Annotated in this window: 15 protein-coding genes and 1 pseudogene; 7 read left to right on the plus strand and 9 right to left on the minus strand. The window is 62.1% G+C overall.

The features are described from left to right. Positions 1 to 78: 78 nt before the first annotated feature. Positions 79 to 660 (plus strand): annotated as a pseudogene (locus NH195_RS10655) (transposase); the annotation flags it as partial. A gap of 279 nt (positions 661 to 939) precedes the next feature. On the opposite strand, the gene NH195_RS21875 reads toward NH195_RS10655, so the two are convergent. Continuing rightward, positions 940 to 1023 carry a topoisomerase DNA-binding C4 zinc finger domain-containing protein gene (locus NH195_RS21875; protein ID WP_081423884.1) on the minus strand — a complete coding sequence of 28 codons (84 nt, stop codon included), beginning with the start codon at positions 1021 to 1023 and terminating at the stop codon, positions 940 to 942. A 128-nt stretch (positions 1024 to 1151) separates the two neighbouring features. Here NH195_RS21875 and NH195_RS10660 point away from each other — a divergent pair, with 128 nt between their 5' ends. Further along, positions 1152 to 1367: a hypothetical protein gene (locus NH195_RS10660; protein ID WP_066706576.1), complete on the plus strand. Its 216-nt coding sequence runs from the start codon at positions 1152 to 1154 to the stop codon at positions 1365 to 1367. A gap of 65 nt (positions 1368 to 1432) precedes the next feature. Here NH195_RS10660 and NH195_RS10665 read toward each other — a convergent pair whose 3' ends face one another. The 3 genes from NH195_RS10665 to NH195_RS10675 form a co-directional block, all read right to left on the minus strand. Further along, the gene (locus NH195_RS10665) at positions 1433 to 2737 is read right to left on the minus strand and encodes a type II toxin-antitoxin system HipA family toxin (RefSeq protein ID WP_066706579.1); all 1305 of its coding nucleotides are present in this window, start codon (positions 2735 to 2737) and stop codon (positions 1433 to 1435) included. Next, positions 2737 to 2982, minus strand: coding sequence for a helix-turn-helix domain-containing protein (locus tag NH195_RS10670; protein ID WP_066706583.1), 246 nt, complete (start codon positions 2980 to 2982; stop codon positions 2737 to 2739). Before NH195_RS10670 ends, NH195_RS10665 begins: the two co-directional genes overlap by 1 nt. 132 nt (positions 2983 to 3114) lie before the next feature. Beyond that, positions 3115 to 3405: a hypothetical protein gene (locus NH195_RS10675; protein ID WP_066706586.1), complete on the minus strand. Its 291-nt coding sequence runs from the start codon at positions 3403 to 3405 to the stop codon at positions 3115 to 3117. Positions 3406 to 3595: 190 nt separating this feature from the next. Between NH195_RS10675 and NH195_RS10680 the strand changes: the two genes are divergently transcribed. Together NH195_RS10680 and NH195_RS10685 are read left to right on the plus strand one after the other, a co-directional pair. Next, positions 3596 to 5032, plus strand: coding sequence for a UbiA family prenyltransferase (locus tag NH195_RS10680; RefSeq protein ID WP_066706589.1), 1437 nt, complete (start codon positions 3596 to 3598; stop codon positions 5030 to 5032). Beyond that, a complete protein-coding gene (locus NH195_RS10685) occupies positions 5029 to 5451 on the plus strand; it encodes a GtrA family protein (RefSeq protein WP_066706590.1) in 423 nt (140 codons plus the stop codon). The genes NH195_RS10680 and NH195_RS10685 overlap by 4 nt, the downstream gene beginning before the upstream one ends. Positions 5452 to 5454: 3 nt before the next feature. Here NH195_RS10685 and NH195_RS10690 read toward each other — a convergent pair whose 3' ends face one another. The 5 genes from NH195_RS10690 to NH195_RS10710 form a co-directional block, all read right to left on the minus strand. Beyond that, positions 5455 to 6858: a dihydrolipoyl dehydrogenase gene (locus NH195_RS10690; protein ID WP_066706592.1), complete on the minus strand. Its 1404-nt coding sequence runs from the start codon at positions 6856 to 6858 to the stop codon at positions 5455 to 5457. A gap of 154 nt (positions 6859 to 7012) precedes the next feature. Next, positions 7013 to 7945, minus strand: coding sequence for a putative B6 ABC transporter permease subunit 1 (locus NH195_RS10695; protein WP_066706594.1), 933 nt, complete (start codon positions 7943 to 7945; stop codon positions 7013 to 7015). 1 nt (position 7946) lies between these two features. Then, entirely contained in the window at positions 7947 to 9014 is a 1068-nt protein-coding gene (locus NH195_RS10700; protein WP_202906499.1) for a putative B6 ABC transporter permease subunit 2, read from the minus strand. Positions 9015 to 9025: 11 nt separating this feature from the next. Continuing rightward, on the minus strand, positions 9026 to 10609 hold the full coding sequence (locus tag NH195_RS10705) for a putative B6 ABC transporter ATP-binding protein (protein ID WP_066706598.1): 1584 nt from the start codon (positions 10607 to 10609) through the stop codon (positions 9026 to 9028). A 78-nt stretch (positions 10610 to 10687) separates the two neighbouring features. After that, positions 10688 to 11725 carry a putative B6 ABC transporter substrate-binding protein gene (locus NH195_RS10710; protein WP_202906500.1) on the minus strand — a complete coding sequence of 346 codons (1038 nt, stop codon included), beginning with the start codon at positions 11723 to 11725 and terminating at the stop codon, positions 10688 to 10690. Between the two features lie 105 nt (positions 11726 to 11830). Here NH195_RS10710 and NH195_RS10715 point away from each other — a divergent pair, with 105 nt between their 5' ends. The 3 genes from NH195_RS10715 to NH195_RS10725 all read left to right on the plus strand — a co-directional run bounded on the left by NH195_RS10715 (position 11831) and on the right by NH195_RS10725 (position 14873). Next, positions 11831 to 12316, plus strand: a complete 486-nt coding sequence (locus NH195_RS10715; RefSeq protein ID WP_066706600.1) for a hypothetical protein — start codon at positions 11831 to 11833, stop codon at positions 12314 to 12316. Between the two features lie 598 nt (positions 12317 to 12914). After that, positions 12915 to 14408: a 4-hydroxyphenylacetate 3-hydroxylase N-terminal domain-containing protein gene (locus NH195_RS10720; protein WP_066706602.1), complete on the plus strand. Its 1494-nt coding sequence runs from the start codon at positions 12915 to 12917 to the stop codon at positions 14406 to 14408. 63 nt (positions 14409 to 14471) lie between these two features. After that, on the plus strand, positions 14472 to 14873 hold the full coding sequence (locus NH195_RS10725; protein ID WP_066706607.1) for a nuclear transport factor 2 family protein: 402 nt from the start codon (positions 14472 to 14474) through the stop codon (positions 14871 to 14873).

Raw genomic sequence — 14873 nt, forward strand, 5'->3', positions numbered from 1 at the left:
TATTTTGTTGAAAAACTCGTGCTTGATCGGTGTGTGATCTGCTGTTTCAATTCTTCCAACGGACGGGAGGATTGACCGATGATGGGTCCGAGGCAGGAAGCGCAGGCATCGCTGTTTTACGAGTTCTCGCTTGAGGATCACGTCCCTCAGGATCATTTGCTGCGGTCGATTGATCGGTTCGTCGACTTGGGCAGCATCCGTGCTCATCTTGCTGAGTTCTACAGCCGCACGGGCCGGCCTTCCGTTGACCCCGAGCTGCTGATCCGGATGCTTCTGGTCGGCTATTGTTTCGGCATCCGGTCGGAGCGGCGGCTCTGCGAAGAGGTGCATCTGAACCTCGCCTATCGCTGGTTCTGCCGCCTCGATCTGAACGACCGGGTGCCTGATCATTCGACGTTTTCGAAGAACCGGCACGGTCGTTTCCGCGAGAGCGAGCTGCTGCGCCATCTATTTGAGACAACGGTGGCGCGCTGCATCGAAGAAGGCCTGGCGAGTGGCCAGCGCATGGCGGTGGATGCCAGCCTGATTGAGGCAGATGCGAACAAACAGAACTCGACGTCAAAGGAAGACTGGGATGCTTCAACCATCGAGCCCGCTGATGCGCCTCGTGCCGTACGCGAGTATCTCGACACCCTTGATGAGGCTGCATTTGGCGCATCGCGCCGGAACGCATCGCCGATGTGGTGGCCTTCGCGCTCTCTCTGCCGGAAGATACGACGGTAAATGAATTCACCGTTGGACCTGCCAATCAACCTTGGTGAGCGGGTATCGCCGGACTTGTGATAGAGTCACATATGCTCTGACTTTGCAGTCGAGAATTGGGCGCGCGGTCTGTTCGTGCGCCCAAAAATCACTGTGCCGATAAAACGTTGTTCTTCCTGTCGTTCGAAACCGACCTTCGCTGCCTTATCGGCAAACGACAGCTATGGGCCGAAATGGTTACTTCCGCGTCCCTCGGCACTTAGGATAGCGCGAGCATCCCCAAAATTTCTCACCATTTTGTCGGTTCGTGCGCTCAACCATTGCCGAGCTGAAGGCACGGGTGCGAGACTGGGCACATCTCAATCAGGCCGCAGAGGAGTTCGTGAACGGCGCGCCATGAGCGGCTGTGCTCGCTCTTCGAACTTCAGTTGTTGCCAGGCAGGACCAATATGTCGAAAGCCAACCCCGACAAACCGTTCCGGGTGAAATGCACGCTCTGCGGCACCATCGCTGAAAGCTGGCACTATGCAGCTAAAGCGCCGAAAGGGGCGAACAAAGGCATGGCGTCTTGCGAATGTGGCAACATCACCGTCGATAGCTTGGGCTACAAGAAGCTCGGGCGGGTTTTCGAAAAGCAACCAGGCACAGCAGAAGGCGTAGAGTGATCCGCTATTCTCCGCATCTGGTGCGGAGAATAGGCCGCGTAATCTCCGCACCCCGCCCAACAGGGTCACAAGTCGAAACTGGCTACCCGCGCCCGAATGCAATTTGCGAGAACCTCAATTAGCACGGAGGGGAAGTCCTTGGGCAGCGCGGCCTGCGTTTCCGCCAGCGCCCCCTCCACACGCCCGGCAACCTCTGCCAATACCTCTTCCGCCAGCGCCACGCCAAACCCCGCCGCTTTGGCGGCTTGCAGGAAGTGACGCGGCACCACCTCGTTGATCCGGTAGTGCCCATCCACCGCCATGGCGAGGCGCATCCGGTTTTGGCGGATCTGCCCGCCATCCACGGCCCTTTGCGCGCTCAGCACATCGTAGAGCGGCGTCATGCGGAAACCGCCGGGGCGCAGCGCGATGCTGAAATTCTTGGCATGGCCGTCCGTCGCGCCCAAAAGCCAGAACAGAACCTGCGCGCGGAAGAAAGCGCGTTGATCGGCCAGCGCATCATCGCTGCCTGCCAAAAGGCCGATACCCTCGATGATCCCCGGCCCGCCATCCATCTGGTATTTCTGACTGGGCGGCACCGAAAGCGCCTGACAAAAATCCTCCTGTGGCAGGCGGATCAGCCGCCCGTCAGCGGTCCAGCGCCGGTCAAACCGTGTCACCACAAGACTGCGCACATCCTCGAAATCGACGATCTCGACCTCGGCCACATCCGCCCCCATGGCGCGACAGAAGCTCATGCAGAAGAACTCATTTTCGACGCTGTCCGATAAGTTGATCCCGTTCGGCAGTACGCCAAGCTGGGTTTTCAATATATGGGTTGTGGGCGTCAGACCCGAGGGTCGAATCCATTCGCCGTTATGACGTAAAAGCGCGGTTTTCTCCTGCGCACCGGCAATGGAAATGCGGAAATCGTCGTCCTCGTCGAGGCCAAGCGGGGCGCTCGCCAGATTGCGCAGCAGGGTGGCGATCTGAGCATCCGTGACCGGCTCGCCCTCCAGCCCGCCTGCCTCGGGCACCTCACCCGAGACGAATTGCAACGCCCCCACACAGTCGCGCCCGATCTTCTCCAGCATGTGCCAGGCATCCGTGCCGCCCGCGCGCACCCGCGCCGCCACACGCTCGCGGATCGCCTGATTGTCAGGCAGCAGGTTTTCCAGATAAGCGATGACCGGCGCGCCCTGATGTGCCTCTTCGCGCAGGGGCAGCGACAGCGAGATCGGTATGGCATGTTCCCACGCCAGCCAGCCCAGATCATAGGCGAAACTGATCGCGCCAGAGCTGGCAAGGCGCAGATGCCCCACCAGCCGCCCGTTCAAAAGCACCTGCATTGTGCCGCTGCGCCCGCGCCGGTTTGATTTTTTGCGGGCCATCAGAAGATGTCCTCAATCTCAACCGAGCCGCCGCGCTCAACCAGCCGGAACTCCAACCCGAGTGCTGCCATAACAGCCAAAAGCGTCGCCAGTTTGGTACCCGCATCGCCGTTTTCCAGCGATGAAATCGTCGCGACGCGCAGGTTGGTGCGCGCGCTGATATCGCCCTGTGTCCAACCGCGCGCCTTTCGCGTGCGCCGGATCGCTTCACCGATCTGTTCGGCAGTTCTCGCTGAGAGGTCCATGATGCGGCTCCTTTTACTGCAAAGCGTAAATCAAAACGAATTACGCCTCAACGTAAATTTTCAATATTTACGCTAAAGCGTAACTGCCCGATTAGATGACCGGCGAAAGCTATCCCGTCGCTCAACGCCCGCTTAGTCTGCTTGCAACACCCGAAACATCCGCCCATTGTAGCGGGCGAGATTCGACAGGCCGGGGGCACTCCAGCGGGTGATGGTTTCACCTTGCGGCACCACGATCACCACGCGGTTGCGGTAGGGGACCAGATCGAACCCGATTTGCTGCCGCAGCTCTGCAAAGTGTTCCAGATCGGCGCGCGCTGCATCGCGGTCGGCACCAAGCTGCGCCAAATCGGCACCCATCGCCTCGATATTGGCGGTCAGCACGGCCTCACGGCTTGCCAGCCGATCTGCGAGGGCCTGCAAAGCTGCTTCGCCTTCGGCCCGCGCCTCGGCAATCTCCTGGGCGTTCTCGGTGCGGATGTGGGCGGCCTCGGTTTGTGCTTCATGGACTATGCGGCTGGCATCCGCCTCCGCGTCCCCGTTGCGGCATTGACATGCTTCCTCCCCGCCTTCAGTCTCGGCGCCAACTCCTCTCGTTGCCCGGAAAAGCTTTTTGGAACAAGCCCCTCAGCTCCCTATCCAGACCCTCGCCGTCGATCTCGACGGCACAGTTCTGCGCTCGGACATGCTGCATGAAACCTTCTGGTCCGGCTTTGCCCGGGACTGGGCTTTGCCGTTTCGGGCGCTCGGGGCGCTCACCCAGGGCAAGGCGGCGCTCAAACGGATTCTGGCGGAGCGCTCCGATGTCGATGTCACGACCCTGCCCTATGACGAAACCGTCTTGCAGCGCCTGCGCGACTGGCGTGCACAGGGCGGGCGCACCGCGCTTGTGACCGCAAGCGATCAAAGGCTCGCGGACCGCATCGCGGAACACCTCGGGCTATTCGATCTGGTGATCGGGTCCGACGGCACCGACAACCTCAAAGGTCCGGCCAAGGCGGAGCGTCTGATCTCGGAATTCGGCGCGGGCAATTTCATCTACATGGGCGATCATGCGGCGGACCTGCCGGTCTGGCAGGTGGCGGGCGGTGCGATCACGGTGAATGCCAGACCGGCACTACAGGCGGGCGTCGCCTGCAACGGGCCGGTCGAACATCTGACGCCCTACAACCGCGACCTGCGCCCCTATGCCAAGGCGATCCGCCCGCATCAGTGGCTCAAGAACCTGCTCGTCTTCGTGCCGATGCTGGCCGCACATGACCTGAGCTTCGGGGTGTTTTTCCTTGCCTGCGTCGCCTTCATCTCCTTCAGCCTCATCGCCTCATCGGTCTATGTGCTGAACGATCTTCTCGACCTGAAAGGCGACCGGGCGCATCCCCGCAAGCGGCTCCGGCCCTTTGCCGCAGGCACGATCCCCATCGCGCGCGGCACTGTGATGGCGGCCTCGCTGCTGATCGCGGGGCTGATCCCGGCAATCCTTCTTGGGCCGCATTTTCTCGCGATCATGATGGTCTATTACGTGCTGACCATGGCCTATTCGCTCTGGCTGAAACGACAATTGGTCATCGACATTTTCGCACTCGCCGGACTTTACACCCTCCGCATTCTGGCGGGCGGCACCAGCGCGAGCATTCCGATGTCGGTCTGGCTGCTGGCTTTCTCGATCTTCTTCTTTTTCTCGCTCGCCGCCGTGAAACGTCAGGCCGAGCTGGTCGACGGCCGCAATTCCGGCAAGCTCACGGCCCATGGCCGCGGCTATCATGTCGCGGACGTGCCTATCGTGACGATGATGGCGCTGGCTTCCGGCTATGTCTCCGTCCTCGTCATGGCGCTTTATATCAGCGCGCCGCATGTTCTGGAGATGTATCCGCAGCCGGGCTTTCTCTGGGGGGCCTGTCTGGTGCTGCTCTACTGGATCAGCCGCATGGTGATGACCACCCATCGCGGTCAGATGAACGACGATCCGGTGCTTTATGCCGCGAGAGACAGCGTCAGCCTGATTTGCTTTGGCCTCATCTTCGCCCTCGGGGTCGCCGGCACCTTGCTATGAGCGCGACACCGCTGCCCCTGCCCGCGCTATTTTTACGCTATGGGACCTTTGCCGCCCTTGCCACGCTTGCCAATCTCGGGGTGCAGCGGCTCGCGCTTGTGCTGTGGCCCGGCCCCGGCGCGCTGCTTGTGGCGCTCATCGCGGGCACCGGCATCGGGCTCGTCATCAAATACCTGCTCGACAAGCGCTGGATCTTCTATGACCGGGAGACCGGCGCGCGGGCGCATGGCCGCAAATTCGGACTTTACACCGCCATGGGGCTGATCACGACGGCGATTTTCTGGAGCATGGAGGTCGGGGCCTGGGCGCTCTGGCACAGCACGGCTGCCCGCGAGGCCGGTGCAATCCTCGGCCTCGCCATTGGCTATGTGATCAAGTTTCAGCTCGATCGGCGCTATGTGTTCCGGTCGAACCAATAAACCTTAAGCGAGCGTCAGGCCCGGCGGGTGCGGCAGTTTATGCCCGCTATTCGCCAGACAGCTCATCAGCGCATCCTGCAAGGTTTCTTCGAGCACCGGGTGATAGAACGGGCTTTCGAGACAGGCGTCCACCGTCAGCCCCTGTTCGATCGCCAGCGCCAGCCAATGCGCCATATGCTCGCCCGCGCCAATCGCCAGGGTCGCGCCCAGAAGTTTCAGCGAGCTCTTGTCGGCATAGACCCGGATCGTGCCTGCCGTCTCGGCCTTGACCTTCGAACGCCCGTTGCCCTCCGCCGAGGCGACGCCGATGGCGATCTGCTCCGGATCGAGCGTGTCGAAAGACGCACCCACCGTGGCGATCTGCGGGCTGGTGAAGGCCACGCCCAGCGGCACGCGGCGGCGGAAGGGTTTGCGGCTGCCTGCGATAATATTGAGCGCGGCGATCTTGCCCTCGTCCTTGGCCTCATGCAGCAGCGGCCGGTCCGCGTTGGCATCCCCCGTCAGATAGACCGGCAGATCGCCGATCTGTAGCGTTTCGCGGTCGTAAGCGGGCATGCCGTGGCCGTCCAGCTCGACACCGAGCGCCTCAAGGCCCAGACCGGTGACATTGGGGCGTCGCCCGATGCTTGCGAGCACGCGCTCGACATTCACCGTCTTGCCGCCCGCCGTGATCGTCACAGTGCCATCGGCTTCGAGCTTCGGCTCGACGCTCGCGCCCAGGGTGATCGACATATCCCGCCCAAGCCACTCGGCAGCGGCTTCCGCCACCACCGGGTCCTTGATCCCGGCAATCACCGGCGCGGCGTCAAAGCCGTGCACCTCGACACCCAGACGACCCAGCGCCTGACCGATTTCGCAACCGATCACACCAAGACCCACGACCGCGATGGATTTCGGCAAATCCGGTTGTTCGAAAAACGTATCCGTGGTGACCAACGCCTCGCCCAGCGCGCGAAACGGCGCGGGCAGAACCGGGGTCGATCCGGTCGCGATGAGGATCGCCCCGGCCTCGATCTCCTCACCATTCACCTCGACACGGTTCGGGCAGAGGATCGTGGCGTGACCGTCGATGAACTGGGTCTCGTCGAGATGTTTGTGGGTGCGCGTGATGAAGCCGTTCACCAGCTTGTCGCGGATCGCCCGCACCCGCGCCATAACCGCAGGCCCGTCGACGGCAAGCGCCTCCGTGCCGCTCAGGCCGAACGCCTTCTGGCGCTCCCGGTCATGATAAAGCGTCGCCACCTCGATCAGCGCTTTCGACGGCATGCAACCGACCCGGGCGCAGGTGGTGCCTTCCGGCCCGGAATTGATCAGAACGACGCTCTTGCCCGCCCTGAGCAAGGTGAAAAGCGCCGTCACACCGGCGCTGCCGGCCCCGAGAATGGCCACATCGACTTTGCGTGTCATGAATCATGTCCTTTATATGCTTCTGCGAAACCGCACAGAGACCGGGGTCTCCGCACGGCTTCGCTCAACCTGATGATGTCATAACATGTATCTGTCGCGGAACAATCGTCGCGCCACGCGACAAGACGACACCCGTGCGCCCTCTCCCGGTATCTTAGCGCTCCCCCCGCACATAGGCCGCCCCCAGAGCGGCGGGCAGTTTGGCGTTGCGCCCGGCGATCAGCAGCACCAGCATGACCGCCACGAAAGGCAGCATCTGCACCACATCGGTCGGAATATCGACACCTGCGACCTGAAGCGCGGTGGCCGCCGACAAGCAGGCGCCGAACAGCACCGCCCCGAACAGCACCCAAAGCGGACGCCCGCGCGCCAGCATCGCCAAAACGATGCCAATGAAGCCGTTGCCATGGGTCATGAAGGGTACGAACACCCCGGCCCCGACGATGGACATGAAAGCCCCGCCAAGCCCGACCATCGCGCCACAACCCAGAACGGCAAAGCTGCGAATGGCCAACACGCTCTGGCCTGCAGAATCGAGCGCCGCCGGTTTATCCCCAGCCGCTTGCACCGCAAGGCCCAGATGGGTGCGACGATAAACATAGACGAGGATCGGCACCAGCGCGACGGCCAGATAGACCACGGGTTCGCGGTCGAACAAGGCCGGGCCGATGATCGGAATATCGGCCAGACCGGGAATGCGCCATGTGGCGACATCGGAAAGACGCGGGTAAAGACGGCTGAACTGCACATGATGCAAAAGCGCCGTCGCCCCCTCGGCCCCGAGCGTCAGCGCGATCCCGATGACGATCTGGTTGAGCCCCATGCGCACGCAAAAGAGCACCATGAGAGAGGCAACCAGCATCCCGCCCAGAATGCCGCCGAGAAACCCGAGCCCGGTGCTCTCCGTCGCCCAGGCGATGTAAAATCCGAGATAGGCACCGCCGAGCATCATGCCTTCGATGCCGACATTGAGCACGCCGGCTTTCTCGGAAAGCTGTTCGCCAAGGCCCGCAAGCAGGAGCGGCACGCCCGCCGCGGCGATCCCTGCGATCAGGGCGATCAGGAAAGTGTCCGTGAACAGGGTCATGTCAGGCTCCCGCTTTCTGGCGCTTGGCGCTGTAATATTCGGAGACCGCGAGCATCACGAGCAAAATGCCGATGGTCACGAGGGTAAAATAATTCGGCACGCCTGTGCGCCGCGCCGCACTTTCCGCACCGATCGAGAGGATCGAAAACAGGCCGACAAAACCGATGGCGGCAAAGCCGTTGAACCGCGCGAGGAACACCAGAGGCACGATGGACAGCGAATAGGCCGGATTCCAGTCGGCGCGCACATTGCCGTATTGGCCGAGGATCGCGACCCCGCCCGACAGCCCCGCCAGACCGCCCGAAATGGCAAAGACCGCGATGGTCAGAAGCGGCACGGCAAGGCCCGCGTGCACCGCCGCACTGGCATTGCCGCCCACGACCCGAAGGCGCAGCCCGAAAGCCGTGCGGGTCATCATGAAATGCACCGCCAGAATGGCGACAAGCCCGATGATCAGCCCGCTCGAAATCGTCGTCCCGAACAGTGTCGGCAAACGGTCCTCGACGGCAAGGGTGCGGGTCTGCGGCACGGTGGTGGCCGGGTCGAGGAAGACGAGTTTGACCAGAACCGAGGCCAGGGAAATGCCGAGGAAGTTCATCATCAGCGTGGTGATGATCTCGTTGAGCCCCTGATAGGCACGCAGGAAAGCGGGCACCAGCGCCCAGAGCGCGCCGAATATGGCCGAAATTGCTGCGCCTGCCAGAAGACCGAGCCAGATCGGCACATGCGGCGCCATCAAAGGCGTGGCCGCGGCACAGAACACCGCACCGACCAGAAATTGCGCGTCCCCGCCGAGGTTCCAGATCCCCGCCCGAAAAGCGACGATCAGCGCCGCAGCGATCAGCAGGAGCGGCCCCATGCGCGTGAGCGTCGCCTGCACACCCGTCGGCGACAAAAGCCCGCGCCCGAAGACATAGCCGTAATAGGAAAACGGGTTCACCTTGAGGATCAGAAGGATGACGCCCGAGAGGAGAAAGGCCATCAGGACCGGCCCGAGGCTCATCATCAAAACGCCGCCGATGGCACGCAACCTCTGGCCTGCATCGGTGGTTTGAACTGTGTCTGTCATGCTCTGTGTGCTCATTTTGCGGCCCCGCTCATCAAGGCCCCGATGGTGTGGCGGGCGCCGTCTTCATTCTCGACGATGCCCGCGATCCGGCCCTGATCCATCACGGCGATGCGGTGGCTCAGCGCCAGCAACTCGTCGAGTTCGGTGGAAATCAGGATCACCGCCGCCCCGCTTTTGGCCGCCTCACGGATGCGCATCTGGGTCGCGGCGATATTGGCGAGATCGAGCCCGTAGGTCGGTTTCTCGAAAATCACCACCCGGGAGCTGCCCGCCAGCTCGCGTGCCAAAAGCACCTTCTGGATATTGCCGCCCGACAGCTTGCCCACCGGCGTGTCGATGGAAGGCGTGCGGATGTCGAAGTCCGTCACCTTCCGGCGGGCGTTTTCGCGGATCGCCTCGGGCTGCTCAAGACCGCCGCGCCAATAGGGGGCCTGTCCGATTTCCTTGAGCAAGAGATTGATCGACATGGGAAACGTGCCCACGGTTCCCTCGCCCAAGCGGTCGTCGGTCACGTAACGCACCCCCTTTTCCCGGCGCTGACCGATGGTCATCCTGTCGATGTAAGCCCCGTCCAGAACGATGCGCCCGTCCGACACCGGCGCCTGCCCGGAAATGGTTTCCGCCAGTTGTTTCTGGCCATTGCCGTCGATCCCGGCGATGCCGAGAATTTCCCCCGGCCAGACCTTGAATTCGATATTCTGAAGCGGTACGCGCCCGGCTTCGGCATAAACGGCCAGAAGTTCGAGCGTCGGTTTCGCGGCGCGGTCGACGGTCGTGCTGTCGGGATGCGCCTCTTCCGCGCCCGAGGCGTCGCGCGTGCCGAACATCAGCCGCACCACCTCATTGGTGGCCTCCTGAGGATCGAGCGTTTTGAGCGCGTCAGGCGCGAGCCCGCCGACCTTCTTGCCGAGGCGCAGCACAGAGATCCGGTCGCCGTAAGCCACCGCCTCGTTGAGTTTATGGGTGATGAACACCACCGCCATACCCTCCGCTGCCAGACGCCGCATCAGCTCGCCCAAACGGGCGGCATCGTTGGGCGTCAGCATCGCGGTGGCTTCGTCGAGAATGAGGAAACGAGCCCCCCGCATCAGGGCGCGGGTGATCTCCGCCTGCTGGCGTTCGCCAAGGGACAGATCGCCGGTCACGGCCATGGGATCGAGGTTCACGCCAATGCGTTCGGCGGCGGCCTTCATCGCCTCCGCTGTGCCCGCGCGATCCGGCTTCTGCCACCATTTTCGCCCAAGCGTGGCATTTTCCACCAAGGTCAGGCTGGGCACCAGCATGGAGTGTTGAAACACCGTCGAAATCCCGATTTCCAGCGCCTCCGACGGCGAACCGATGGGCCGTTCGACACCGTCGATCAGGATGCGCCCGCCGTCGGGCTGTTGCAGGCCTGAGAGCATGGAGACGAGGGTCGATTTGCCCGCGCCGTTCTCGCCCAGAAGCACATGCACCTCGCCCGCGCGGAATTCCATGTCGATGCTGTCATTGGCGATGATGCCCGGATAGCGTTTGGTCACCCCTTCAAAGGCGACAATCGGCGGGGCCTCCGTGCCGGAAGGGCGGGCGGTTGCGCGGGTCTGTGCGTCTAACATATCGGTCTCCAGAGTTCTGGACGGACCCTCGACGGGCCCGCCCGATCATTTCCAAGCGTCGGTTTAAACGCTTACAGGTCACTCTCCGGTGACGAGCGCATGCACCGATTCCGCATCGAAATGCGGCTCGACCACCAGCGCGCCGGACACGATCTCGTCCTTGACCGCCATCACCTCGGCCCAGACATCCTCGGGGATATAAGGCGATTTCAGCAGCGCCACGGAGCCATCGGCCAGATTGATGCCGTAGTTCCGGGTGCCGAACGTATCGGCACGGATGTCTTCGATCATTGCCTCATAAACCGGTGTCAGGTTCCAGAGCACGGAAGACAAGAGGTAGCCCTTGTCGATCGGGGTCTTGTCGCCAATCACGTCGATGAACATGACCTTGCCACCATCGGCGGCGGGCGTGGTTTCCACAGCCTGCAACATGCCAAAGGACGAACCGTTGCCCTGACCGAAGATGATGTCCGCCCCTGCAGCAATCAGGGATTCGGTCACGCGCTTGCCGCCCGCAGCGTCGGAGTAAGCAGCCGGGCCAATTACCGCATAACGGATCACCAGCTCCGGGTTGGTCGCCTTGACGCCCTCGGCGAAAGCGGCGGATTGCGAGTTCCATGACGGCGGCTCACCGGAGGTGACGATGCCAACGGTGCCGGACCGGGTCATCTTCGCGGCAAGCACGCCAGCGAGATAGGCGCCTTCGTGGCCGGAGGCGGTGTAATCGACCACCGCACCTTCGCTCAGCGCGCTCGGGCTGTCGACGATGGCGACTTTGACACCGGTTTCGGCACCGATCTCGGGGGCGGCCGTGTTGTAACCGCTGGCATGGGCGATAATCAGGCCCGGCTCTTCTTCCGCCAGTTCGCGCAGGGTCGGACGCACATCGCCATAGCCGAGGTTCTCGGCCACGATCACCTCGACGCCCATCGCCTCTCCGGCGGCTTTCGCGCCGTCGATGCCTTGCTGGTTCCAGCCGTAATCCGTCCCGGTTTCCGGCGTCAGAATGGCCATGGAAGTGATTTCTTCGGCCAGCACGGCGGTGCTCATGCCCGCCGTGAAAGCGAGCGCGGTCATCAGCCGCAATGCCCCTTTCGTCGTCTTTGTCATCGTCATATTTCGCTCCATCTGTTGACAAATTTTATTTTTAGTCTTCCGTTTCCGGCACACTCGCCGTGCTCTTGCACCGCGAATTTCTCTCCCCCAACCGAGGATTCCATCGTGTCCCATCTCCCCCGCACGCTCGCGCCCACAGCTCTTTGCCTGTCGCTTTTCGCCTCTGTTTTCAGTGGCATGTCTGCTAGCGCACAGGGCCACGGCCCGACGCCGAAACGTGGCACCGACGGGCTTTCGCCTGTGGCCTTCGAGATTGCGAACACCGGGGAGATCGCGCTGTCGTGCAGCGTGAAGCTGGCACATTGGTATTCTCTGGAGCTTGGCCAGGCCGCCCATGGCGTCTCGCTCTCTGCGATGCTCTGGTCGAACCCGGAGACCGGCGAGGTCTTCATGCTCAACCCGATCGGCGACCAGATGCCGGTGGAGCGGTTGTGGTGCGGGGTGAGCGGGCGTAGCTGGGACACCCGGTTCGAAATGCCGCTGCTGCGGACCGCCGGGCGCGCCGAACCCGATCTGCGCTTCGATTGCGCCGCCGATCCGCTGGGTGCCGTCCCCGAAGAGGCAAGCGCAACGCTTTGCACAGCGCGGTAATCTGGCCCATCACTTGGCACGGCCCCGTCCGCCTCCCCCAAACGGGGAGGTGACCGGCCCCAAGCGTTTCTACGGTCCACCAGCCTCTGGTTCACCATCGACATCCCTGCCATTCGCGTTCCTGAAAAATCCGGACACCGAGCCATTGGCCAAGCCACCGGAATGTGCGTGGGCTGGCTGTTCTGCCTGTCGCCTCTCTGCGGAGCGATCACGCGCCGGGACAACCCGACCAAAACAACCAATCTCGACTCAACCATAACGCCGATCAAACAGCCGTCAACAAATCTCAACCGTTTTATTGGTTGTTTTCTCAACCAAACCAAACCAAGCCACCCAAAAGCACAAATTTCAGACGAACGGTGCAAAATTCGCTGTATTTAGGGTATTTTTTCGGCATCTTGCGAAAAAATACTGCTTATCCCTGCTGATATTCTACGCAACCCACTCCAAAATTTTTAAAAATATGACTCAACCATTCTTTTTTGGTTGCGCATAGTTGGTTGCGCGATCTAGCGTAACTCATCAGTCGGCGGTCCGAAACATCTCGACTCGGATGACAACGCCAGCAGCCCCACCAACAGGGACTTCAGGAGAAGCAATGACAGTGCAAGATACATCCACCACGGCGAGCAAACCCGCGCACCGGCTCAAGACCGGCGCCGAGTTCAAAGCCTCGCTCGATGACGGTCGCAACATCTGGATCGGCAAGCGCAAGCTCGACAAGGTCACCGACGAACCCGCGCTCGGCGCCGGTGTCGACCTTCTGGCCGAGATGTTCGACGATCAGTTCAAACCGGAATTCGAGGATGCGACCACCTATCTCGACCCCAAATCCGGCGAGATCGTCAGCCGCGCCTGGCAGGTGCCGACCACCATCGAAGAGCTGGCCGACCGCCGCAAGATGATCGAATACACCAGCCTCAAAACCGCTGGTACCTTTGGCCGCCCGCCGGACCTTTCGCCCGCAATCGTCGCGGGTCTCATGGCCTATCAGGATGTTTTCAAACAGAAAAAATCCATGATCGACGGCTGCAACCCGGATTTCGCGGAAAATATCGAAGCCTATATGGACTTTGGTCGCAACACCAACCTCACCGCCTCCGAGAGCCTCGCCGGTCCGCAGACCGACCGCTCGAACCCGAAGGCGGCGGAGATGGCCTTCCTGCGTGTGACCAAGGCGCAAGCCGACGGCATCTATGTCTCCGGCGCGAAAACCGTTGGCTCGATCGCGGCGCAGGCCAATGACATTTTCTTCACCAACCTCGGCGGTCTGACCACCACCCCGCCGGAGGCCTGTGTCTGGGGCGCCGTTCCGATCAATGCCGATGGCATCACCATGATCTCGCGCGAGATGGTGTCGCAACCCGGTGCCAACAAGTTCGACCATCCGGTCTCCTCCATGGGCGAAGAGGCCGACCAGTTCATCGTCTTCGACAATGTCTTCGTGCCGAAAGAGCGCATCTTCAACCTCGGCGATCCGGACGGCATGTCCTGGTATGGCCGCGCCACGGTGTTCGCACACTGGCATGTGCTGACCCGCATGGCGGTGAAATCCGAGCTTTTCGTCGGCGCCGGTCAGATGGTGCTCGACGTGCTCGGCACCGGCAATATCCCCGCCGTACAGCAGATGCTGGGCGAGCTGATCCAATATGCCCAGACGCTCCGCGCTTTCGTGATCGCCGCTGAAGCCAAAGCGACGCAGCTCGCCTCCGGCGTTGTCACCCCCGATGTGTCGATGCTGACCGCCGGTCGCCTCTACTCGATCGAACATTACCCGCGGATCATTCATATCCTTCAGGAAATGTGCGGTCAGGGTCTCGTCATGCGCTTCGGCAAAGACGCGTTTGAGAACCCCGAAATCGGTCATTACCTCAATGACTTGCTGCCGGGTCACGGCGTCTCCGCCATGCAGAAAGAACTGTTGATGAACTTCATCTGGGACATGACCAGCGGGTCGCTTGCGGGTCGCGTGGCGCTCTTCGAGAACGTCAACTCCTCGCCCGCCCCGCGTCTGCGTGCCCGCCTCTTCGACGAAGTGAGCCGCGAGGCCTTCGTCGATCAGGTGAAAACCATCGCCGGCATGGACTGGTAACCCCGTCCCCTACGGGCGCGCCTGCCCTCTTCCGGGCGCGCCCTCCTTCACAAGAGCAGACTGATGACCGATTGCCCCCTCATCGACGCGTTTTACGCCGCCTATAACCGCCACGACGCCGAGGCCGCCACCCGGCTTTATGCGACAGAGGGGCGCCATGACGAAATCGCCATGGGCAAGAGCCGCACGGGGCATGAGGCCCTGCGCGACGGGCTGACCGGGTTCTTCAACATGCTCCCGGATGTGACATGGACCCCGCACCAGACCGTGCGCTCGGCGGATCACATCGCGGTATTCTACCATATGACCGGCACGTTCACGCCGCGCCCCAGCGACAAGGCCCCGGACCCCGCCCCGAAACCGGTGGCGCTCGACGGGATGCATCTTTTCCAGCGCGCGGGCGATGAGATCGTGCGGACACAGGACTATTGGGACAAGGACGCGTTCCTGGCCCAGATCGGATAA

The sequence above is a fragment of the Celeribacter ethanolicus genome (assembly GCF_001550095.1).
Taxonomy (GTDB): Bacteria; Pseudomonadota; Alphaproteobacteria; order Rhodobacterales; family Rhodobacteraceae; genus Celeribacter; species Celeribacter ethanolicus.

Coding starts and splice junctions, on each gene's coding strand:
- NH195_RS10725 (WP_066706607.1), top strand. CDS start 14,472: ATGACCGATTGCCCCCTCATCGACGCGTTTTACGCCGCCTATAACCGC.
- NH195_RS10720 (WP_066706602.1), top strand. CDS start 12,915: ATGACAGTGCAAGATACATCCACCACGGCGAGCAAACCCGCGCACCGG.
- NH195_RS10700 (WP_202906499.1), bottom strand. CDS start 9,014: ATGACAGACACAGTTCAAACCACCGATGCAGGCCAGAGGTTGCGTGCC.
- NH195_RS10665 (WP_066706579.1), bottom strand. CDS start 2,737: ATGGCCCGCAAAAAATCAAACCGGCGCGGGCGCAGCGGCACAATGCAG.
- NH195_RS10660 (WP_066706576.1), top strand. CDS start 1,152: ATGTCGAAAGCCAACCCCGACAAACCGTTCCGGGTGAAATGCACGCTC.
- NH195_RS10705 (WP_066706598.1), bottom strand. CDS start 10,609: ATGTTAGACGCACAGACCCGCGCAACCGCCCGCCCTTCCGGCACGGAG.
- NH195_RS10670 (WP_066706583.1), bottom strand. CDS start 2,982: ATGGACCTCTCAGCGAGAACTGCCGAACAGATCGGTGAAGCGATCCGG.
- NH195_RS21875 (WP_081423884.1), bottom strand. CDS start 1,023: ATGGTTGAGCGCACGAACCGACAAAATGGTGAGAAATTTTGGGGATGC.
- NH195_RS10690 (WP_066706592.1), bottom strand. CDS start 6,858: ATGACACGCAAAGTCGATGTGGCCATTCTCGGGGCCGGCAGCGCCGGT.
- NH195_RS10695 (WP_066706594.1), bottom strand. CDS start 7,945: ATGACCCTGTTCACGGACACTTTCCTGATCGCCCTGATCGCAGGGATC.
- NH195_RS10685 (WP_066706590.1), top strand. CDS start 5,029: ATGAGCGCGACACCGCTGCCCCTGCCCGCGCTATTTTTACGCTATGGG.
- NH195_RS10710 (WP_202906500.1), bottom strand. CDS start 11,725: ATGACGATGACAAAGACGACGAAAGGGGCATTGCGGCTGATGACCGCG.